The sequence below is a fragment of the Nocardia asiatica NBRC 100129 genome (assembly GCF_000308415.1).
GTDB classification, from domain to species: Bacteria; Actinomycetota; Actinomycetes; order Mycobacteriales; family Mycobacteriaceae; genus Nocardia; species Nocardia asiatica.
This window is the reverse complement of record NZ_BAFS01000275.1, coordinates 1-19,843: the sequence shown is the minus strand read 5'-3', so window position 1 is coordinate 19,843 and position 19,843 is coordinate 1. Positions and strand designations below refer to the sequence as shown.

Annotated in this window: 24 protein-coding genes; 13 read left to right on the top strand and 11 right to left on the bottom strand. The window is 69.2% G+C overall.

The window, feature by feature from the left end:
* From ON27_RS26110 to ON27_RS26100, 3 genes are all read right to left on the bottom strand, one after another.
* A complete protein-coding gene (locus ON27_RS26110) occupies positions 1-1,251 on the bottom strand; it encodes a saccharopine dehydrogenase family protein (RefSeq protein WP_043733392.1) in 1,251 nt (416 codons plus the stop codon).
* Positions 1,252-1,287: 36 nt separating this feature from the next.
* Entirely contained in the window at positions 1,288-2,700 is a 1,413-nt protein-coding gene (locus ON27_RS26105) for an ABC1 kinase family protein (protein ID WP_043733389.1), read from the bottom strand.
* Positions 2,701-2,923: 223 nt separating this feature from the next.
* Entirely contained in the window at positions 2,924-3,607 is a 684-nt protein-coding gene (locus tag ON27_RS26100; protein WP_043733386.1) for a TetR/AcrR family transcriptional regulator, read from the bottom strand.
* Positions 3,608-3,830: 223 nt separating this feature from the next.
* Between ON27_RS26100 and ON27_RS26095 the strand changes: the two genes are divergently transcribed.
* The 5 genes from ON27_RS26095 (at position 3,831) to ON27_RS26075 (ending at position 7,968) form a co-directional block, all read left to right on the top strand.
* Complete coding sequence (locus ON27_RS26095; protein WP_174377881.1) at positions 3,831-5,165, top strand: DUF445 domain-containing protein; 1,335 nt, start codon at positions 3,831-3,833, stop codon at positions 5,163-5,165.
* Positions 5,166-5,269: 104 nt separating this feature from the next.
* Positions 5,270-5,776: a helix-turn-helix domain-containing protein gene (locus ON27_RS26090; RefSeq protein ID WP_043733384.1), complete on the top strand. Its 507-nt coding sequence runs from the start codon at positions 5,270-5,272 to the stop codon at positions 5,774-5,776.
* A complete protein-coding gene (locus ON27_RS26085; RefSeq protein ID WP_043733381.1) occupies positions 5,773-6,462 on the top strand; it encodes a hypothetical protein in 690 nt (229 codons plus the stop codon). Before ON27_RS26090 ends, ON27_RS26085 begins: the two co-directional genes overlap by 4 nt.
* Before the next feature lie 82 nt (positions 6,463-6,544).
* Positions 6,545-6,835 carry a DUF2516 family protein gene (locus ON27_RS26080; protein ID WP_280474403.1) on the top strand — a complete coding sequence of 97 codons (291 nt, stop codon included), beginning with the start codon at positions 6,545-6,547 and terminating at the stop codon, positions 6,833-6,835.
* A gap of 92 nt (positions 6,836-6,927) precedes the next feature.
* Entirely contained in the window at positions 6,928-7,968 is a 1,041-nt protein-coding gene (locus tag ON27_RS26075) for an alpha/beta fold hydrolase (RefSeq protein WP_043733378.1), read from the top strand.
* Positions 7,969-7,994: 26 nt separating this feature from the next.
* On the opposite strand, the gene purU is transcribed toward ON27_RS26075, so the two are convergent.
* A complete protein-coding gene (purU, locus tag ON27_RS26070) occupies positions 7,995-8,885 on the bottom strand; it encodes a formyltetrahydrofolate deformylase (protein WP_043733511.1) in 891 nt (296 codons plus the stop codon).
* A gap of 18 nt (positions 8,886-8,903) precedes the next feature.
* On the opposite strand from purU, the gene ON27_RS26065 reads away from it, so the two are divergent.
* Both ON27_RS26065 and ON27_RS26060 read left to right on the top strand, forming a co-directional pair.
* Entirely contained in the window at positions 8,904-9,293 is a 390-nt protein-coding gene (locus ON27_RS26065) for a FitA-like ribbon-helix-helix domain-containing protein (protein ID WP_245560145.1), read from the top strand.
* A complete protein-coding gene (locus tag ON27_RS26060; RefSeq protein ID WP_043733374.1) occupies positions 9,290-9,706 on the top strand; it encodes a type II toxin-antitoxin system VapC family toxin in 417 nt (138 codons plus the stop codon). The genes ON27_RS26065 and ON27_RS26060 overlap by 4 nt, the downstream gene beginning before the upstream one ends.
* 92 nt (positions 9,707-9,798) lie before the next feature.
* On the opposite strand, the gene ON27_RS26055 is transcribed toward ON27_RS26060, so the two are convergent.
* Positions 9,799-10,359: a GNAT family N-acetyltransferase gene (locus ON27_RS26055; RefSeq protein ID WP_043733506.1), complete on the bottom strand. Its 561-nt coding sequence runs from the start codon at positions 10,357-10,359 to the stop codon at positions 9,799-9,801.
* Positions 10,360-10,517: 158 nt separating this feature from the next.
* Between ON27_RS26055 and deoC the strand changes: the two genes are divergently transcribed.
* The gene (gene deoC, locus ON27_RS26050; RefSeq protein ID WP_043733372.1) at positions 10,518-11,186 is read left to right on the top strand and encodes a deoxyribose-phosphate aldolase; all 669 of its coding nucleotides are present in this window, start codon (positions 10,518-10,520) and stop codon (positions 11,184-11,186) included.
* Between the two features lie 83 nt (positions 11,187-11,269).
* On the opposite strand, the gene ON27_RS26045 is transcribed toward deoC, so the two are convergent.
* Complete coding sequence (locus ON27_RS26045; protein ID WP_051047005.1) at positions 11,270-11,992, bottom strand: LmeA family phospholipid-binding protein; 723 nt, start codon at positions 11,990-11,992, stop codon at positions 11,270-11,272.
* A 99-nt stretch (positions 11,993-12,091) separates the two neighbouring features.
* Here ON27_RS26045 and ON27_RS26040 point away from each other — a divergent pair, with 99 nt between their 5' ends.
* Positions 12,092-12,700 (top strand): hypothetical protein, encoded by a 609-nt coding sequence (locus tag ON27_RS26040; RefSeq protein WP_043733500.1) that lies wholly within the window; start codon positions 12,092-12,094, stop codon positions 12,698-12,700.
* Positions 12,701-12,725: 25 nt separating this feature from the next.
* Here ON27_RS26040 and ON27_RS26035 read toward each other — a convergent pair whose 3' ends face one another.
* The 3 genes from ON27_RS26035 to ON27_RS26025 form a co-directional block, all read right to left on the bottom strand.
* The gene (locus ON27_RS26035; protein ID WP_043733370.1) at positions 12,726-13,532 is read right to left on the bottom strand and encodes a hypothetical protein; all 807 of its coding nucleotides are present in this window, start codon (positions 13,530-13,532) and stop codon (positions 12,726-12,728) included.
* Positions 13,502-14,023 (bottom strand): DUF2505 domain-containing protein, encoded by a 522-nt coding sequence (locus ON27_RS26030; protein WP_043733368.1) that lies wholly within the window; start codon positions 14,021-14,023, stop codon positions 13,502-13,504. Before ON27_RS26030 ends, ON27_RS26035 begins: the two co-directional genes overlap by 31 nt.
* 121 nt (positions 14,024-14,144) lie before the next feature.
* Positions 14,145-14,630 (bottom strand): DUF2505 domain-containing protein, encoded by a 486-nt coding sequence (locus tag ON27_RS26025; protein WP_043733366.1) that lies wholly within the window; start codon positions 14,628-14,630, stop codon positions 14,145-14,147.
* Between the two features lie 158 nt (positions 14,631-14,788).
* Between ON27_RS26025 and ON27_RS26020 the strand changes: the two genes are divergently transcribed.
* Both ON27_RS26020 and ON27_RS26015 read left to right on the top strand, forming a co-directional pair.
* Positions 14,789-15,883, top strand: a complete 1,095-nt coding sequence (locus tag ON27_RS26020) for a UDP-N-acetylmuramate dehydrogenase (RefSeq protein WP_245560133.1) — start codon at positions 14,789-14,791, stop codon at positions 15,881-15,883.
* An 83-nt stretch (positions 15,884-15,966) separates the two neighbouring features.
* Positions 15,967-17,190, top strand: a complete 1,224-nt coding sequence (locus ON27_RS26015; RefSeq protein WP_043733362.1) for a L,D-transpeptidase — start codon at positions 15,967-15,969, stop codon at positions 17,188-17,190.
* A gap of 6 nt (positions 17,191-17,196) precedes the next feature.
* Here the strand turns inward: ON27_RS26015 and mscL are convergent, their stop codons facing one another.
* Positions 17,197-17,655 carry a large conductance mechanosensitive channel protein MscL gene (gene mscL, locus ON27_RS26010; RefSeq protein ID WP_051047011.1) on the bottom strand — a complete coding sequence of 153 codons (459 nt, stop codon included), beginning with the start codon at positions 17,653-17,655 and terminating at the stop codon, positions 17,197-17,199.
* A 135-nt stretch (positions 17,656-17,790) separates the two neighbouring features.
* A complete protein-coding gene (locus tag ON27_RS26005) occupies positions 17,791-18,525 on the bottom strand; it encodes an SDR family NAD(P)-dependent oxidoreductase (RefSeq protein ID WP_043733359.1) in 735 nt (244 codons plus the stop codon).
* A 73-nt stretch (positions 18,526-18,598) separates the two neighbouring features.
* Here ON27_RS26005 and ON27_RS26000 point away from each other — a divergent pair, with 73 nt between their 5' ends.
* Complete coding sequence (locus ON27_RS26000; RefSeq protein WP_043733356.1) at positions 18,599-19,420, top strand: alpha/beta fold hydrolase; 822 nt, start codon at positions 18,599-18,601, stop codon at positions 19,418-19,420.
* A 77-nt stretch (positions 19,421-19,497) separates the two neighbouring features.
* A partial coding sequence (locus ON27_RS25995; RefSeq protein WP_157227344.1) for a glycosyltransferase occupies positions 19,498-19,843 on the top strand: 346 nt, incomplete at its 3' end.

The following is a 19,843-nucleotide window of genomic DNA, read 5'->3' as shown; positions in this document are numbered from 1 at the left end:
TCAGGCGCGATCCACCGCGATGGTCATGCCCGCCGCCCGCAGCCGCTCGGTGAGCGCGTCCCCCATCGCCGCGGCGGGGGTGAGCACGCCCGCGAGTTCGGGTTGCTTGTCGGTGTCGAAGGCCAGGCACAGTCCGCTCTCGCCGAGCAAGACGGCGGTGGCCTGGTATCCCGGGTCGCCCTTACCGGCGAAGGTCGCCACGTACTTCGCACCCGAAGTGGTGTGCGCGAAGGTCTTCATGCTGAACCAACCGCTGGTGCGGGCCTTTTCGCTGGGTCCGGTGCCCGGCTTGGGCAGCACGCGGTCCAGCAGCTTGCGGCCCGCCGACGCCCGCGACAGCAGCGCCCCCGCGGTCATGCCCGCCACGATGCCGCCCGCCATGCCCGCCGCGACCAGCGGCGCCACCCGCGACCGCCCCGCGCTCATCACTTCGCGGTAGCGGAAGTTCTTGCCGTACACCCAGCCGAGCAGTCCGTTGGTGCGGCGCACGATCTTGGTGTTGTGCGCGGCCATGACGAACGTGCTCACCCAGCCGTCCAAGCTCGGGTCGATGGCGCCGGCCCGCGACAGCGCCTGATCGGACTGGCGGCCGACGTCGGGATCCATCGACTTGTCCGGGCTCAGCGAATACGGGTGCGACAGCACCTTGCCCTTGGCCGGGTCGGCGGCGATCGCCTCCATCATCGCGCGGCCGGAATCGATCGTGCCGCCGCTGACGCCGCCCTTGAGCGAGGCCACCAGCGTGGTGTCGACGAGCTCACCGGCGTTGTCCTCGACCGTGCGGCGATAGAGCTGGTAGACGCTCAGATCGGACGGAATCGAGTCGTAGCCGCAAGAGTTCACGATCTTCGCGCCGGTCGCGACGGCCTGCTCGTGATGGGCGTCGATGGCGTCCCGGATGAACAGCGGCTCACCGGTGAGGTCGGCGTAGTGGGTTCCGTTCGCGGCGCACGCCGCCACCAGCGGCATCCCGTAGCGCAGGTACGGGCCGACGGTGGTGACGACGACCTTGGTGCGCGCGGCCAGCTCGTCCAGGGCGGCGCGGTCGGTCGAATCGGCCACCACCAGGCCCCATTCCGCGGCCTTCGGCCCGAGCCCGGCACGCACGGCGGTCAGCTTGTCCAGCGACCGGCCGGCCAGCGCGACGCGCGCGGATTCCGGTGCGGCGTCGGCGAGATATCGCGCGGTCAGCTTGCCGACGAAGCCGGTCGCGCCGAAGAGGACCAGGTCGAATTCCCGAGTGTCTGGCATGGTGTTCCGTTCTGCGGTCGTGTCGCCGGTCGGCGGCTACTTCGTGGTCTTCTTGCGCGGCCGCTGCGGCGCGGCGCGCGGGCGGTCGGCGAGCCAGGCGTGATGGGCGCGGCCCAGCTCGGTGACCGGTGGTTCGTCGTAGAGCCATTCCCGGGCGATGCGATGCCAATTCGCGGTGCATCCGAGCTGGCCGAGCATGCCGAAGGTCAGGAAGTCGGCGCGGCGGGAGAACAGGTGCTCGGGCGGCAGATTCTGCTGCTTCATGCCGGTGAACTCGCTGGCCCTCGGGTCCACCGCGAGCAGGAACGCGCCGCTGGCCAGCTCGGGGGTGATGGTCAGTTCCTCGTCGGTCAGGCACCATTCCGAGGCGGCCAGCACGTACTCCAGGCACTCTTCGGCGCCGATCTCCTGCGGCGAATCGATGACGCCGCGCTGGATCATCAGCTCGCGCAGGTCCTCCGCGCGTTCTTCCGCGGCGGCGCGCAGGCAGACCAGTTCGAACTGCACGTGCTCGGGGTCCATCCGGTTGAACAACCCGAAGTCCAGGAAGCCCACCCGGCCGTCCGCCGCCAGCAGTACGTTGCCGGGATGCGGGTCGCCGCAGAATTCGTTGAAGGTGAACAGCGATCCCACATAGAACCGGTAGATGATCTCGCCGATCCGGTCGCGCTGCGCTTGGGGCAGCTGCCGGATCTCCTCGAAGCCCTTGCCCTCCACGTACTCGGTGACCAGCACCCGCGTGGTGGACAACTCCGGCAGCGAGCGCGGCACGATGACGAACGGGTGGTCGGCGTAGATCGCGGCGATCTGCAATTGGGTGGCCGCCTCGGCCCGGTAGTCGAGTTCGGCCTCCATGTTCAACCGCAGTTCGTCCAGCACAGCCGGCGTCACCCACGGCATCGCGGACTGCAGCACCCGCCGGAACATGGCGAGATTCTTCAGGTCCGCGCGCACGGCGACGTCGATGCCGGGGTACTGCACCTTCACCGCGACCTGGCGGCCGTCGTGCAGGCGCGCCCGATAGACCTGGCCGATCGAGGCGGCGGCGACCGGCTCGGCGTCGAATTCGGCGAAGATCGCCTCCAGCGGCTTGCCGAAATCCTCCTCGATCACCTCGCGCATGGCCGCGAAGGAGACCGTGGGCGCCGCGTTGCGCAGCACGGCCAGCCGTTTCTGGAAACGTTCCCGGTGGTCCTCGGGCACCAGATCCAGATCCAGCACCGACATCATCTGGCCGAGCTTCATGGCGACGCCCTTCATGGTGCCGAGCACCATGACCACCTGCTCGGTGGTGCGAATCATGGATTCCTCGGCCATCTTCGCCCGGACGGCCTCGGATCTGCCCCGCATGGTCAATCGCGTGCGCTGGGTGCGAAGCACCGAACTGGCCGCAACCGCGCCCAGCTTGGTGCCACGAGCAAGCCGAGAAGTCGGTACTTGCTTCGCCATCGAGGTACCTCCGTTGGTGCCGCGGTCGGTGCGACGGACGCGCGGGCGGGGGCCTGCGGGACCGTGAGGTCCCGCGCGGACCGCCGTCGCGTTCGGCGCCGGGCGGTGACGCAGCGCACTCGGCGCACCGCTCGGGTTCAGACTAACCAACGTTCCGGCAAAGTCGAGAGCGCGCGGGAACTTCAGCAAGCAGTCCGGCTAGCACCCGCGCTGGTGGCCCGGATCAGGCTTGCGCGGGCGCCTCGGGGTCGGGCAGCACGTGCTTCTGCGCGTTGAACGCCGCGGGGGAGCCGCCCGCGCGGGCCATGCCCTCGATGGCGCTCCAGGCGAGCATGGTGAGGTAGTCGATCACGGTCTCGCGCGACATCGACTTGTTCGTGGTCCACCAGTGCGTCGCCAGCTGGATGCCGCCGACCAGCACGTACGACGCGAGCGCCGCGCCCTCGGTCTCGACGCCCCGCTCCTTGGCGCGTTCGGTGATCACCGCGCACACCACCTCGGCGAAGAGTTTCTCGAACTCCGCCAGCGAGGACTGGTCCGCCGAGCCGTTGCCCATGATGAACCGGTAGACCTCCGGGTCCTCGTCCACCGTGCCGACGTACTCGGCCAGCGCCGAGCGGACCAGCTGGTACTCGTCCGCGTCCAGGCTGATCGCGCCGTACACCCGCGGCATCAGCGTGGTCTCGATGAACCGCTGCATCGTCGCGTGAACCAGGTCGTTCTTGTCGGAGAAGTAGCGGTAGAGCACCGTCTTGGACACGCCGATCTCCGCGGCTATCTCGTCCATGCCCGCGTTGCTGCCCCGGGCGCGCACCGCCGCCAGGGTGCCGTCCACGAGTTCTTCGCGCCGGTCGATCTTGTGTTGCCGCCACCGGCGCTTGCGGCCGTCCATCCGGCCGCCGCGCACCGCCGACGGTCGCTCGCCGATATCGACAAGGTCTTCGGTGGACAGCGTGGGCTCCCTCGTTCGTGTGTTTTTCTCCGGTGGCTACCAGCTTAGGTCCCCGATACCCGTGATATGCGCGTTTGGGCCCGGATGCGGCAGGAACCACAGCGCCGGGCGCGTCGGGTGTGTGGTGGGTATCTACTCGTCCGCTCGCGCCTTCGGCGAGCACAGCAGAATGGGAGGTATGGAGAAAGCTCCCGGCAACACCGCGGTGATCGACGCCCCCGCCGCGCCTGCCGCCGCGCCCTTCGGCTTCGCCGCTGTGCTCGACGAGGCGGCCAAGCGTCGCGACCTCTGGCGGATGAAGGCGTTCGCCACCGGACTGCTCGGCCTCGCCACCGCGATCTACCTGTTCTGTCGCTGGACCGAGTCCCGGGGCGCGGGCGGCGACTGGGTCGGCTACCTGCGCGCCGCCTCCGAGGCGGGCATGGTCGGCGCGCTGGCGGACTGGTTCGCGGTGACCGCCCTGTTCCGCCATCCACTCGGCCTGCCGATTCCGCACACGGCGATCATCCGCCGCAAGAAAGACCAGCTCGGCGCCAGTCTCGGCACCTTTGTCGGCACGAACTTCCTCGCGCCGGAGGTGGTGTCGGCCAAGGTGAATTCCGCGCAGGTGTCCTGGCGGGTCGGTCGGTGGATGGCCGATCCCGGCCATGCCGCGCGGGTGGCGCAGGAGAGTTCGACGATCCTGCGGGCCGTCGTCGGTGTGCTGCGCGACGAGGACGTCGAACAGGTCATCGACAACACCATCGTCAAGCGGATCGCCGAGCCGCTGTGGGGCCCGCCGATCGGGCGGGTGCTCGCGGAACTGCTCGCCGACAACCGGCAGCTGGCGCTGCTGGATCTGCTGGCCGAGCGCGCGCACCAGTGGGCGCTGGGCTCGCAGGAGACGATCGATCGGATCGTGCTGCGGGACGCGCCGCAGTGGGCGCCGAAATTCGTCAACATCCTGCTGTCCGAACGGATCTACCGGGAACTGGTCGAGTTCACCTGGAAAGTCCGCTCCGATCCGGAGCACGAGGTCCGGCTCGCCGCGAATCGGTTCCTGGAGGAATTCGCCGAGGACCTGCAATTCGACGACGCCATGATCAAAAAGGCCGAGCGCGTCAAAGCGCAGATCATGGGCCGTGAGGAGATCACCGGATTGGCCTCGGCCACCTGGCGCGCGGCGAAGCGGCTGATCCTGGAATCCGCCGACGACCCGAACAGCACGCTGCGGCGCAAGGTCGCCGAGAACGTCCAGCAGCTCGGCGAGCGGTTGCGGGACGACGCGGACATGCGCGCCAACGTCGACGGCTGGATCGACCGCGGCGCTCGCTACTTGGTGGAAAACTACGCAGGTGAGATCAGCACCCTGGTCACCGACACGGTTGCCCGGTGGGATGCCGAGGAAGCGAGCAAGAAGATCGAATTGCAAGTGGGTCGCGATCTGCAATTCATCCGAATCAACGGAACCGTCGTCGGTTCACTTGCCGGACTGGCGATCTACACGATTTCCCATCTGATGTTCGGCGGCTGATCCCCGGCACGCGGAACGTTTGCCGAAACACTGCTAGCAGACTGCTTGCAAGAGTTAGCACCCTGCCCTAGAATCGAAACCGTACAACCGCCAGAAGGTGAGTGATGGCAGACCAGCCCGAGGTTTCCGCCGAGTACACCGACAGATCGGACGAGCACTCGTCCGGCGTCGGCGAACGAGGGGGCCGCGTCGTCAACGCGGCGCACGACATCGGAGGCTTCATCAGGGCGCAGCGGGAAGCCGCGCAAGTCTCGTTGCGTCAGCTCGCCCAGCTGGCGGGGGTGAGCAATCCGTACCTCAGTCAGATCGAGCGCGGACTGCGCAATCCGTCCGCCGAAGTGCTCACGCAGATCGCGAAAGCGCTGCGGGTCTCCTCGGAGGTCTTGTACGTACGGGCTGGCTATCTCGAGCAGCGGCCGCACAGTCCGGTCCGGGACGCCCTGCTTGCCGACACGTCGATCAGTGAGCGGCAGAAGCAGGTGCTGCTGGACATCTATGAATCGTTTCGCCGGGAAAACGGAGGAAACGAGGCAGGGGGGGACGTATGGGACAGCGACGTTCCGCGCACGACAACCGAAACTCCGCCACGCCAGGAGAACGAAACACAATGACCGAGAAGAACGCCACCGTCACCAAGCCCTTGCTCGCCACCGTCGGCGCGGGTGACGCCCTCTACGCCGCCGTCAACGACGTGGTCGCGCAGGTGCGCGAGCGCGCCGTCGCGACCGAGGTGCAGACCAGGGTGGAGGAGGCGCGCGAGCGCTTCGCCAACGTGCCCGCCGACGTCCAGGCCCAGTTCGAGTCGCTGCGCGAGCGGCTGTCCGGGCTGCCGTCGGAGCTTCCCGACGACCTCGCCGAGCTGCGCGAGAAGTTCACCGCCGAGGAGCTGCGCACGCTGGCCGAGAAGTACTACCGTCAGGCGCTCGACATCTACGCCGACCTCGCCGTGCGCGGTGAGGAGACCATCGAGCGGCTGCGCGCCAACCACCTCGTCGAGGATCGGATCGGCAAGGTCGAGACCATCTACGGCGACGCGGTCAGCCGCGCCGAGGACGTGCTGGGGCGCGTCAACGGGCTGCTGGGCCGCCCGGCCAAGATCGAGGCCGAGGTCGAGATCGACACCGCGGCGGAGGTCGTCCCCGCGCCGGTCGTCGAGGCCGAGGTCGTCGAGGTGACCACCGAGCCCGCCCCGGCTCCCGCCGCGAACGGCGCGCCGAAGAAGGCTCCGGCCAAGAAGGCCGGGCCCACCGCCGCCAAGAAGGCTCCGGCGAAGAAGGCCGCTCCCAAGAAGGCCTGAACCGCCCGCGGCTGACGCCGTCCGACGCCCTCGTGCACCCCTGGTGTACGGGGGCGTTGCTTCTATGATGGGTGGGGTGAACATGGTGCACGGATTGACCGGGATGATCCTGCTGGTGCTGTGGCTGGCGGCGCTCGGTGCGACTATTTTCGCGCTGATCCACGCCGTGCGTCAGCGTCCGGACGCGTTCACCGCGGTGGACAAGCTGACCAAGCCGATCTGGCTGGGGATTCTCGGAGCGGCTGTGCTCGTGCTGGTCCTCTTTCCCGCCGGTCTGGGCCTGCTCTCCTTCGCGGCCATCATCGCGACGGGCATCTACCTGGCCGACGTCCGGCCGAAGGTGGACGAGGTGCAGCGGGGTCCGCGCTGGTGAGGGCGCGTTCCGTCGACTGGTAAGGGTGCTTGCACTAGCAAGCGGCGCGAATCGGGGTTACTGTATCTAGCAGTAACACAAAGGAGTGTCCGATGCGTGCCCTGCCGACCGCGTTGACGAGCTTCCCGGGTCTGATCCGGAGCTTGCGCGACGCGCACAGCGCCGACCTGCGTTCCCGCACCTACCGGACCGCGGCGTTCAATCCCCCGACCGCGCCCCGCGAGGTGATCCCGGTCCGCGCCGGGGACGGAGCCATGCTGCGCGTACACGCCTACGGGCCGTCCGATCGCCCGGTCATCGTGCTCGTGCACGGCTGGACCTGCTGCCTGGAGTATTGGAACCCGCAGATCAACGCGTTCGCCGGCGACTACCGGGTGATCGCCTACGATCAGCGCGGCCACGGGGAGAGCGAATACGGGTCGAGCGAGTTGACCATCGACCTGCTGGCCGACGACTTGGCCGCGGTACTCGACGCCGCGCTCGCGCCCGGACAGCGGGCCGTGCTGGTCGGTCACAGTCTGGGCGGCATGACCTTGCAGGCCTGGGCCGGACGCTATCCCGAGCGGGTCGCGCGGCAGGCGCTCGGGGTGCTGCTCACCAATACCGCGGCCGACCGGCTGATCCTGGAGACCACGGTGGTGCCGCTGCTGAACCGGCCCTGGCGGCTGCTGCAGTTGAAGGTGCCGCTGCCGTTCCTGTTCGGCAGGCTGGGGCTGGGCGCACCGATGGTCTTCCCGCCCATCGCCCCGGTGCGCTGGATGTTCGCGCGCCAGATCCTCAGCACCGCGGCCAAGGGCGAGTTGCTGGACTTCAGCATGGCCATCGTGCGATCGTGCCCGGCTCGGGTGCGTTCCAAGTTCGGCTTCCTGCTCGCCACGATGGACGTGGGGGAATCGGCGCGCGAGCTGGTGGTCCCCACGACGGTGATCTCCGGCCAATACGACGACATGACCCCGCCGGTGCACGCCGAGCGAATCGTCGACATGCTCCGGCAGACCGGCAGTCTGGTGCGCTACCAAGTGCTGCCGACCGGCCATCTCGGCAATGTCGAGGCCTACGAACGGTTCAACGAGGAACTCCGACGCCTGCTCGCCGTGGTGGGCAAGCGCGCCCGCGCCGACCTGGCGGGCTGACCCGCCGGGGCGCGTACGCCCGCGGGTCAGGAGAAGACGACCGTTCTGCGGCCGTGCACCAGCACGCGGCCTTCCAGGTGCCAGCGCAGCCCGCGCGCCAAGACCACCCGCTCGATGTCGCGGCCCTGGCGGACCATGTCGCGCACTTCGTCCGCGTGATCGATGCGGATGACGTCCTGCTCGATGATCGGGCCCGCGTCAAGTTCCGCGGTCACGTAGTGGCAGGTGGCCCCGATCAGTTTCACGCCGCGGGCGAACGCCTGGTGATACGGGCGAGCGCCGACGAACGAGGGCAGAAAGCTGTGGTGGATGTTGATCGCCTTCCCCGCCCAGTGCTCGCACAGTTGCGCGGGCAGCACCTGCATGAACCGCGCCAGCACCACCGCGTCGGGGTTGTGCGCGTCCACCAGGGCGCGGACCTCGGCGAAGGCGGGCCCGCGCTCGGCCGGGTCCTTGGGAAACGGCACGTGATGGAACTTCACCCCGTGCGCCTCCGTCATCGCCGCCAGATCCGGGTGGTTGCCGATCACCGCCTCGATGGTGGCGGGCAGCTCACCGCTGGCGGCGCGTCCGAGCAAGTCGTGCAGGCAGTGCCCGTCCTTGCTGACCAGCAGGACCGCGCGGCGGCGCGCGCCGGAGTCCAGCAGCTGCCATTCGGTCTCCGGACCGAGGCCGGCCGCCACCCCGGCGAACCGGTCGCGCAGTTCCGCGAGCTCGAACGGCACCGTGCCCGCCTTGATCGCCTGGCGAGTGAAGAACCAGCCGGTATCCGGGTCCGAGTGATACCCCGCCTCCACGATCGAGCCGCCGAACTCGGCGATGAACGACGTGATCCCGGCGATGATGCCGGGACGGTCCGGGCAGCCGAGAGTCAGCACGTAACGACGGTCGTCCGGAGCGGGTGGAGCGGAACTCATGAGTTCATCCTCCCAGGTATGCCGCACGGCATTCGCCCCACCTGCGCCGAACCGGGCGAGAGGGGTAAAGAGTGGTCCGAGCTTACTTGCCGTCGTATGCTTGAAAGCGATGAAGGCAATGGCGCTATTGCTGTCAGCACAGGGCAGGTGATGGATATGGCCAGGCTTACCGTCCGGGATCTGCCTGACGAGGTACGCGAGGCGCTACGAATCCGTGCGGCGCAGCATGGACGCAGCACCGAGGCCGAGGTCCGGGCGATCCTCATCGACGCCGTGACCCCTGCCGCGCAGGTCGAACTCGGGACATTGCTCGCCGAAATCGGTCGCGAGGTCGAACTCACCAATGATGAGTTCGACGCTCTGACCGCCCGTGACCGCCGCCCGGCTGCCCCGCTGGAGTTCGAGTGATCGTTCTGGACACCAACGTCCTTTCCGAACCGCTGCGCAAGGCTCCGAATCCCCGTGTAGTCGCCTGGATCGATGCGCAGCCCCTGCACACCCTGTACTTGTCGGCCATCACTGTGGCCGAACTGCGGTTCGGTATCGCCGCGATGCCCGAGGGCAGGCGGCGACTTGTACTGTGCGAGAGGCTCGAGACCCGGGTGCTGCCGCTGTTCGCGGGACGAGTCCTCCCCTTCGACCTGACAGCATCGGCCGCATACGCCGAACTCATGGCCGCGGCCCGCGCTGCTGGGGTCGCGATCGGGACCGCCGATGGCTATATCGCCGCGATAGCGGGCGCCGCGAAGATGGCCGTGGCCACTCGCGATACCGCGCCCTTCCGAGCGGCCGGAGTGTCCGTCATCGACCCGTGGGCCTAGTGCTCACAGCGCTGCGGGAGGACTGAGTCGGCTGCGCCCAGCCGACGGTCCGAACAGCCGCGGGCTGGTTGACGATCCGTGTGGGCGCCTGGTCAGAGTTCGTAGAACGGTTCCGCGTAACGGAATTCGCCGACGATCCGAGAGTCGTAGGCGGACAGGGTGCGGACCTGGAAGTGGCTGATCCAGGCGGGATCGTCCGGGGTGATGCCGAGGCGGGCGGCGGGGACGAAACCGAAGCGCGGGTAGAACTCCAGGCTGCCGAGCAGGCCGATCAGCGGTTCGTCGAGCGCGTCGGCGGCGCCGAGGGCCGCGTGCATGAGAGCCGCGCCCACTCCGGTGCCCTGATGGCCGGCGCGGACGCCGATCGGGCCGAGCGCGAGCACGGGGAACGGGCCGACCGCGGCCCGGGTCAGGCAAAGATGGCCGACCACACTGTCGTGCTCGATCGCCACCAGCGAGAGCGTCGGGATCCAGCCCTCGTCACTGCGTAATCGCGCGACGAGGCCCACCTCCGGCGGATCCGCGCTGTCGTGCTCGCCGGGCGCGCCGACGCCGTCGGGGTGCTCGGCGCGGGCATAGTGCGGTGTGAATGCACTGCGATGTACCGCCGCGATCGCAGCGGCGTCGTCGGCGCGTTCGCGACGGATCAGCACGGTCGTCTCCTCCCGAACGAAGTGGGCCCATCCGCACACGGTGGTCAGTCGCTCGACCGTGGCGACACGTTCTCCGATGCGCCATCAGCTACGAGTGTGCGGGAAGTGCCGCCGGGCGCGCAACGGAATTCGCGTCCGGTGTGCCAGACTCTCACCCCATGGCAAGTTCCACGTCGCTGACCAGGGCCGAAGTGGCCGCCATGATCGATCACACCTTGCTCGCCCCGGAGGCGTCCGCCGCCGACGTCGACGCGTTGATCGAGGACGCGCGGGCGATGGGTGTGCTCGCGGTCTGTGTGTCGCCGTCCATGTTGCCGGTGCGCGCGCCCGGGCTCGTGGTCGCGACGGTCGCCGGATTCCCCTCGGGCAAGCATCATTCGCTGGTCAAGGGCGCCGAGGCGCGGCTCGCGGTGGACCAGGGCGCCGCCGAGGTGGACATGGTCATCGATGTCGGGGCGGCGCGGGCGGGCGATTTCACGGCGGTGCTGGCCGACATCGTCACGGTGCGCGAAGCGATCGGCGACCGGGCGCTGTTGAAAGTGATCATCGAGTCCGCCGCGCTGCCGGACGACGCCATCGTGCAGGCATGCCGGGTCGCCGAACGCGCCGGAGCCGATTTCGTGAAGACCAGCACGGGATATCATCCCGCGGGCGGAGCGAGCGCGCACGCGGTGCGGCTGATGGCCGAGACGGTCGATGGGCGGCTCGGGGTCAAGGCCAGCGGTGGCATCCGGACCGCCGAAGCGGCGGCGGAGCTGATCGCCGCGGGCGCGACCCGGCTGGGCCTGTCGAAATCGCGCGAGGTGCTCGACGGCTTCCCATCCTGACCGGCCGCCGGAATCCGTTGACGGGCAGGAGGTTCGCCTCGGAGCACCCGCGCAACGCTCGAAGACGTTGCGATGCCGCACGTTCAGCAGCGCGCGTCGGAGCTGTCGCCCGCCGGCTCGAGCTGGGTCCGCCCACCTGCCAGCCGCACCTCGACGCCCGAGTCGGTGACCTTCACCTCGGTCGCCGTCAGGCCGAGCGGGTAGCTCTGCAGGCTCTCGGTGAAGATGTCGACGATGCTCTGCACCAGATCGGCGGGCAGGCCGATGCCGAGCAGTTCGGCCGACATCGTCTCCACCTGCACCGCGCCGTTCACCAGCTGCGGCTTCAGCTGGAGTTCGGCGAGACCGCCGAGCACCGAGAGGGTGAGCATGCCCGTGCTCGCCGAGGAGGTCACACCGCTGACCATCCCGCCGAGGGTCTCTTTGATGCCTTCGTTGCTCCATGTGACGTCGGCGGAGGAGCTGTCGATCACGGCGCCGTTCGGGTCGTGCACGTCGACGTCGCGGAAGACGGAGTGCACCACCATGCCCACAGCGGGGCCGAACTTGGTGTCGGCGCTGTCCACTCGCACCGAGGGCACCTTGCCATCGACCCAGGTGATCAGCATCGGCTTGGGACCGAAGCTCACGTCGATCTTCGACCCCATCTCTTTCTCGAACTGCGAACTGATGCAGCTCGACACCCTGTGCCTGGCGTAGGCCTCGCCGCCGACCAGGACCGTGGCGAGCAGAACCGCCACCACGGTCAGGGCGATCAGCAGGGCCCGCCGGTTGATCGTCGAGGTGGATGGTGCGTTCGTACTCATGGCGAAAATTCTTCCCGACCTTTCTGTGCCGTCTCTGTGGAGGCAGTGAGGGGTTCGAATGTGACATGAAGCACAAAATCCGAGCGTAGCCTGATGCCCATGGCTGGCGATGCGGCAAGCCGCGCGATCGGATCCGCGGAACAAGGATGGCGTGTTCTGCGCCGCTGGGCCGGTCGGCACGCCGGTTTCTTCACTACTCGGCAGGTGCTGCGCACGGGTTGCGGGGCACGCGTGCGGGCGGGCCTCGGCGACGGTTCGGTGACCAGGGCCGGGGTCGGCATGCTGCGGTTGGCCGGGTGGCCGGAGGGGCCGCTCGACGAATACGCGATGTGGGCGGCCTGGTTCGACGGCGCTTCGGTCGTCTCCCACCACAGCGCGGCGGAGCTGCACGGGCTCGGCAGCCTGCGCCCGAGGTTCCTGCACCTCTCCGTGCGCGCCGGACGGCCGCCGGTGACACCCCGGCTGGTGGTGGTGCGTCGTGTGCTGGCCGGTGCGGAGGTGGAGTCGGCGGGCGCCTTCCTGGTGACGACACCGGTGCGCACAGTGCTCGACTTGGCCGAGGGCGACATCGGGCAGGCCGCGTTGGACGAGGTGGTCGCCGACGCGGTCGCCATCGACCGGTGCGCGGGCGCGGAGATCACCGAGGCGGGGGCGCGCTTGTCGCCGCGTGCCGCCGGACGCGTGTACCGGGCGCTTGCCGTAGCGTGACGAAACTCGCGGACATGACTTCTGGTCAGCGGGTCCCGAGCGGTGCGACGGCCTGCCATGGCACCGAGAGCACGTTGTCGCGCAGGCGGCGACGATAGTGGCGGATCGGGAGACCTTCCGCGCGCAGCGCCTGCGCCGCAGCCCGCCAGCGGATCCGCGGGCCGAAAGGCGCCATCGGCGCCGCGTGGGCCCAGGCGCGATCCGCGGCGGCGAGCAGCGCGTGGATCGGCTCACCGGGAACGTTGCGGTGGATCAGCGCCTTCGGCAGGCGTTCGGCGAGATCGGAGGGACGCTCGACGGCGAACGGGTCCCAGGCCAGCGTGAGCGAGCGCGGCCCGTTCCGGTCGAGCAGCACCCACGCGCAGCGTCTGCCCAATTCGTCACAGGTGCCCTCGACCAGCAGCCCACCCGGCGCCAGCCCCGCCAGGACGGTCGCCCACGCCTGCGGGACCGCCGATTCGGGATACTGCCGCAGCACGTTGAAGGCCCGTACCAGCACCGGCCGCAGCCCGGCCAGCTCGAAGCCGCCGCGTGCGAAGGCGACGCCGTCGCGACCCGGCACCACGCGCTGCGGGTCGATCTCGAGTCCGACCACCCGCACGTCCGCTCGCACCGTGCGCAGCCGCGCGGCCAGCTCGAACGTCGTCCACGGGCTCGCGCCGTACCCGAGGTCGACCACGAGCGGATCGGGCGCGCCGCCCAGTCGCTCGGCGACGAGTTCGTCGTTGATCAGCCAGCGGTCGCTGCGGCGGAGACGGTTGACGGCGGTGGTGCCACGGGTGATGTTGCCGACCGGTCCGGTCAGCGAGTGGGGCGCTGTTCTTCCAACCACTTGACCGTGAACTCGGCCTCGCCGCGGAACAGGTCGACCAGGTTCACCAGCATCAGCTGCTCCAGGCGCGGTCCGACCATGGGGATGAACACCTTCGCCTCCGAGGAGAAGCGCATGGTGCAGCCGGTCTCGGTGGGGAACAGGCGGATGGTGCCGCCGAGGCTGCCCGGCCCCGCGGGAATGGAAGCCGAGTACTTGCCGGTGATCTCCTCCGCGGCGAACGGGCTGTAGGTCTCCTTGCGGGTGATCACCATGTCCTTGCGCATGACCGTCTGGGCAATCTCCGGCAGCATGTCGCGGGGCAGGATGTGGTTCAGTTCGACGTCGAGGCCGCCGTCGCCCGCTTCCAGCCGGACCACCTCGTTGCCGGGGGAGTACTTCCGCATCTCTTCCATCCGCGCGTCCCAGTAGTCGCGGTTCGACAGCGCCGCGTACAGCTCTTTTGTGGTGTGCAGCGGATAGCGGGCGGAGTAGTCCAATCGGCGTGCCATGGGCGCACACGTTACTGGGTCCGACGGCGCGGACCTCGACGGGCGGGTGGAGTGCGGACGGGACACGAACGCGCGGACCGCACGGTGTGACGTGGCACAGTGCGGGTCCGCGCGGTCCGGATCAGTGCGCCGCGAGCCAGTCGCCGGTGAATTCCGCCTCGTTCTTCAGCAGCTCGGTGAGGTGCTCGGCGATCGCCTTCTCGATCTTGCCGCCGAACAGCGGGATCTTCACCTCGATGGTGCCGTCGGTGGTGGCGACGGAGCCGGAGCCGTCGGCGGTCAGCGTGATGGTCCCGCGCACCTCGGCGGGCGCGCCCTCGACGCGGGCTTCGAAGGTGGCGCGATCCCCGCTCCAGTCCTCGACGCGCGGGATGATCAGATCGCCGGGGCGCACCGCGGTGATCGCGGGGGGCAGCTGCTCGGCGGCGATGGCCTGGACCATCTCGACACGCACCTGGTCACCGCTGACCGTGACGGATCCGAGCCGGGCGTTGGGTCCGCCGACCTGCGCGATACGGTCCTTCCAGTACTGGTCGTTCGCGAACGCCGCGCGCACCGCGGCGGGCGGATGAGAGTAACGGGCCGTGTACGCCAGCGGTGTAGCCATGAGTGCACACGCTACCGTGCGGCGCTCCTGCTCCACGAGTGGTGGCATCCGACCTGCTCGCGGGCTGGATGACGTGCGTTGTGGGCGTCGGTGCCCTGATCTGCCGACGAGATGAATACAGCAGCGTGTCGCCGTTCGCGCGCACGCTACCGTGTGGCGTGCGAACTTCACGAGTGGTGCCGTCGGACATCCTCGCCGACACCGGTGCGCGGCTGCGCGCCGACGTGCGGCTGGCGGAGCTGACCACACTGCGGGTCGGCGGGCCTGCGCTGGTGGCCGAATGCGCGACCACCGAGGCCCTGGTCGCCTCGGTGCGCGCGCTGGACGCTGCGGGCATCCCGGTGCTGCTGCTCGCGGGTGGCTCCAATCTGCTCATCGGCGACGACGGCTTCGACGGCGTGGTGGTCCGGGTCGCCACCACCGGCGTCGAGATCCGCGACGGCGGCGTGCTCGCCGAGGCGGGCGCGAACTGGGACGCCGTGGTGCGTGCGACGGTAGCCGCCGGTCTCGGCGGATTGGAGTGCCTGTCCGGCATTCCCGGCTCCGCGGGCGCGACGCCGGTGCAGAACGTGGGTGCCTACGGGGCCGAGGTGGCGAACCTGCTGCGCCGGGTGCGCCTGCTGGACCGGGCCACCGGGGAGACCCGGTGGGTCGAGCCCGTCGAACTCGGGTTCGGGTACCGCACCAGCGTGCTCAAGCACCGTGCCGACGCGGTCGTGCTCGCGGTCGAGTTCGCGCTGCGCGCCGACGGTTCCAGCGTGCCGCTGCGGTACGGCGAACTGGCCTCGGCGGTCGGCGCGGCGGACGGCGAGTCCCGGCCCGCCGCGCAGGTCAGGGACGCGGTGCTGCGGTTGCGCGCGGGCAAGGGCATGGTGCTCGATCCCGCCGACCACGACACCTGGAGCGCGGGCTCGTTCTTCACCAACCCCGTGGTCGCCCCGGAGCGGGTGGCGCAGGTGCGCGCCGCGATCGCCGCTCACGTGGGCTCCGCCACGGTGCCGACCTATCCGGCGCCGGACGGGGTGAAGTTCTCCGCGGGCTGGCTCATCGAGCGGGCGGGTTTCGCCAAAGGCTTTCCCGGCGCCGAGGCGCCCGCCCGGCTGTCGACGAAACACACGCTGGCGCTGACCAATCGAGGCGCCGCCACGGCGGCCGACTTGGTGGCGCTGGCCAGGACGGTGCGCGACGGCGTGGCCGAGCGCTTCGGGATCACGCTGGAGCCGGAACCGGTCACCGTCGGGGTCACCCTTTGACGCGCTGAGGTCTTCACCACACGCTGCGACGACGGCTCGGACCGCGCGCCGCGCGTAGATTCGACCAAGTGAGCCACCGCCCGATGATCCGCAGATCGGTTGCCGTGGTGTCGGCTGTCCTGCTGGTGGTCGTCGCCCTGGCGGCCGGCTGCGCGACAGACCGCGACGCGGCCCGGTCGAACTCCGATGCCGGTCCGATCGCCAAGGCGACGTTGACGCCCGCCGCCGACGACACGAACGTGAACCCCACCGCTGCGGTCTCCGTCACGATCAGCGACGGTGTGATCGATCAGGTCGCGCTGACCAACGCCGCGGGCAAGCAGGTTCGAGGCGAACTCGCGCCGGACAAGCGCGGGTACACCATCACCGAGCCGCTCGGCTACGGCGCCACCTACACCTGGTCGGGCACCGCGGTCGGCACCGATGGCAAGCCGATCCCGATCGACGGCTCGTTTCGCACGCTCGCGCCCGAGAGCACCGTCCCCGCGACCCTGAACATCGGCGACAACCAGGAGGTCGGCATCGCGGCGCCGATCATCCTGCGGTTCAAGTCCGCCGTCGCGAACAAGGCGGCGGTGGAGAAGGCGCTCACCGTCACCACCGATCCGCCGACCGAAGGCGCGTGGGCCTGGTTCCCGGACGACAACGGCTCGCGGCTGCACTGGCGTCCGAAGAACTACTGGACGCCGGGCACGAGCGTGCACGTCTCGGCCCGGCTCTACGGACTCGACCTGGGCGGCGGCAACTACGGCGATGCCGATCTGACCACCGATTTCCGCATCGGCCGCAGCCAGATCGTCAAGGCGAACGCACCGAGCCACCGCATGCAGGTGGTCCGCGACGGACGGACGGTGTTCGACTTCGCGGTCAGCTACGGCGAAGGCAACGAGCCGCGCAACGTCACCCGGTCCGGCATCCACGTGGTGACCGAGAAGTACGAGGACTTCATGATGTCGAATCCGCCGTACTACACCAATGTCCGCGAACGCTGGGCGGTACGCATATCCAACAACGGCGAATTCATCCACGCCAACCCGGAATCACTGTCGGCGCAAGGCTCGGCGAACGTCACCAACGGGTGCATCAACCTGTCGCCCGGCGACGCGCAGGCATATTTCCCGACGGCGCTCTACGGCGATCCGGTCGAGGTGACCGGCACCTCGATCCCGCTCTCGGCCGCCGACGGCGATCTCTACGACTGGACCATCGACTGGAACACCTGGAAGACCATGTCCGCGTTGCAGGGCGCGCCGTCGGCCGTGGTCTCCGCCACGCCACTGCCGCCGCAACCCGCCGGCGCGCGCTGAGCGGTACTAGCGGGCCTTCGCGTCCTGTTCTTCGGCCGCGCGCTCTTCGACTTCGCGGTCGGCGGCGCGCTGGGCCCGGACCGCCTCGTGCCGCTCGGCGAGCAGGTCGCGGATCTCGGTCAGCAGCTCGATTTCGGTGGGCTCGGCGGCCTTGGGAGTGCCGAAGCGGTTCTTGATCGTCTTCATCGGCAGCATCAGCGCGAAGTACAGCACCGCGGCGACCATCACGAAATCGACGACGGCCGTGATGATCGGGCCGACGGCGATGAAGGTGGCGGGTTTGGAGGAGATCAGCTGCACACCGAGGCCCAGTTCGTGGGTGCTGCCGAAGACCGCGAGCAGCGGATTGACGACGCCTTTGGTCACCGCCGTCACCACCGCGGTGAACGCGGTGCCCATCACGACGGCGACCGCGAGGTCGATGACGTTCCCGCGCATCACGAACTCTTTGAAGCCCTTGAGCATGAGCCGAATCACTCCCATTCGATGTTCCCTGTGGTCGATCGGATGCTAATGGCTCGGTTCGAACCGCGAAGCCTCAACGATTCGCGGACGACCCAGGCAGTGGGAGTAAAGTAATTCGCTTCTGCTATGAAACGGTCAGGTGCGGCGCGCGAACCGGCCCGCGTCCGCTTGGTCCCTCGGCTTGATGACGATCTGGTCCAGGTTGACGTGCGCGGGCCGCGACGCGACGAAGCCGATGACCTCCGCGATGTCCTGGGCGACCAGCGGATCGATGCCCTCGTACACCTTCGCCGCCCGGTCCGCGTCGCCGCCGAAGCGAACCAGCGAGAACTCGGTTTCCACTGCGCCGGGGGCGATCTCGGTCAGCCGCACCGGCTGACCGAGCAGCTCACCGCGCAGGGTGCGATGCAGGACGGCCTGCGCGTGCTTGGCCGAGGTGTAGCCGGAACCGTTGTCGTAGGCGGTGAGCGCGGCCACCGACGTGACGGTGACGATCAACCCGTCGCCGGAGGCGATCAGCTTGGGCAGCAGAGCTTTGGTGACGCGCAGTGTGCCGAGCACGTTCGTCTCCCACATCCAGCGCCAGTCGTCCAGGTCGGCCTCGATGACCGGGGCGAGGCCCTTGGCGCCGCCCGCATTGTTGATCAGCACGTCGACCCGCTCGACCGCCTCGGTGAACGAGCGCACGGACTCCTCGGAGGTGACGTCGAGTTCCACCGCGGTGCCGCCGATCTCGCCGGCGAGGCGGCGCAGTCGATCCAGCCTGCGGGCGCCGACGTAGACGTGGAAGCCCTGCTTCGCCAGCTCCCGGGCAGTGGCCTCTCCGATCCCCGAGCTGGCTCCGGTGACGACGGCGGTGCGAGTGCTCATGCCGGTAGATCCTAGGTGCGCGAGGTTTGCCGGGCCCGGTGCGGTTACCGGGATCACCGTTAGCCTGAGTGGCATGGCTATTCGGGACGTGGTGAGCGCGGACGGAACGAACATCGTCTACCGGGTGAGCGGTCCGGCGCAGGCTCGTCCGCTGGTGCTGCTGCACGGCTGGTCGGCGAACCTGCGTTGCTGGGGTGGCGCCGCCGACGACCTCGCCGCGCGTTTCCGGGTGATCGCCCTCGACCTGCGCGGCCACGGCTACTCCGACGCGCCCGCGACGGGCTACGACGATCCGAAGAACTGGGCGGCCGACGTCGCGGCGGTGCTCGCCGCCGAGGGCATCGACTCCGGCGCGGTGCTGCTGGGCTGGTCCTACGGCGGAATCGTGCTGTCGGACTACCTGACCGTCTACGGCACGGGCGCCGTCGCGGGTGTCGTCTACACCGGATCGATGGCGAACATCGGCCCTGGCGTGCCCGGCGCGGCGACCGGCAGCATGATGCAAGAGGCGATTCCGGGCGTCTTCGATGAGAGCGCGGGGCGGGCCGTGCGCGCTTTCGGTGCGTTCGGAAACGCCAACACCGGACCGGGCGCGGACAAGGGACCCGACGCGCAGCGACTGTTCGGCGCCAGTCTCGCCACCCCGCCCGCGGTGCGCAAGGCGCTGTTCTACCGCACCGTCGACAACTCCGGGACGCTGCGCGCGCTTGACATTCCGGTGCTCGTCCTGCACGGGACCGCCGATCGGGTCGTCCCGATCGAGAACGGGCGCTGGATCGCCGACACCGTTCCGAACGCGCGCGCGTCGTTCTGGGAAGACGCCCAGCACGGCCTGTTCATCGAGGACAGGTCGCGGTTCGTCGCCGAGGTTCGCGCGTTCATCGACATGCTGTGATCGGTGTCATGTCTGCCGTGTGATAGCTCTCACTTGCCGCGGATAGCGTGTCTGGGCCGGGGAACGCAACGTGCACTATGGATAGTGTGAGTCAGCGCCTGGACCTACGGCCGAACCGTATCGCCGTGTTATCGGTGCACACCTCACCACTCGCTCAGCCGGGGACCGGCGACGCGGGCGGCATGAACGTCTATGTCCTGCAAACGGCCGTCGAGCTGGCCCGGCGCGGCACCGAAGTGGAGATTTTCACCCGGGCCACCGCGTCGAACCTTCCGCCCGTGCAGGAGGCGGCGCCCGGCGTGCTGGTGCGCAACGTGGTGGCAGGCCCGTTCGAGGGGCTGGACAAACACGATCTGCCCACCCAGCTGTGCCCCTTCACCGCGGAGGTGCTGCGCCAGGAGGCTCGGCATCTGCCCGGCTACT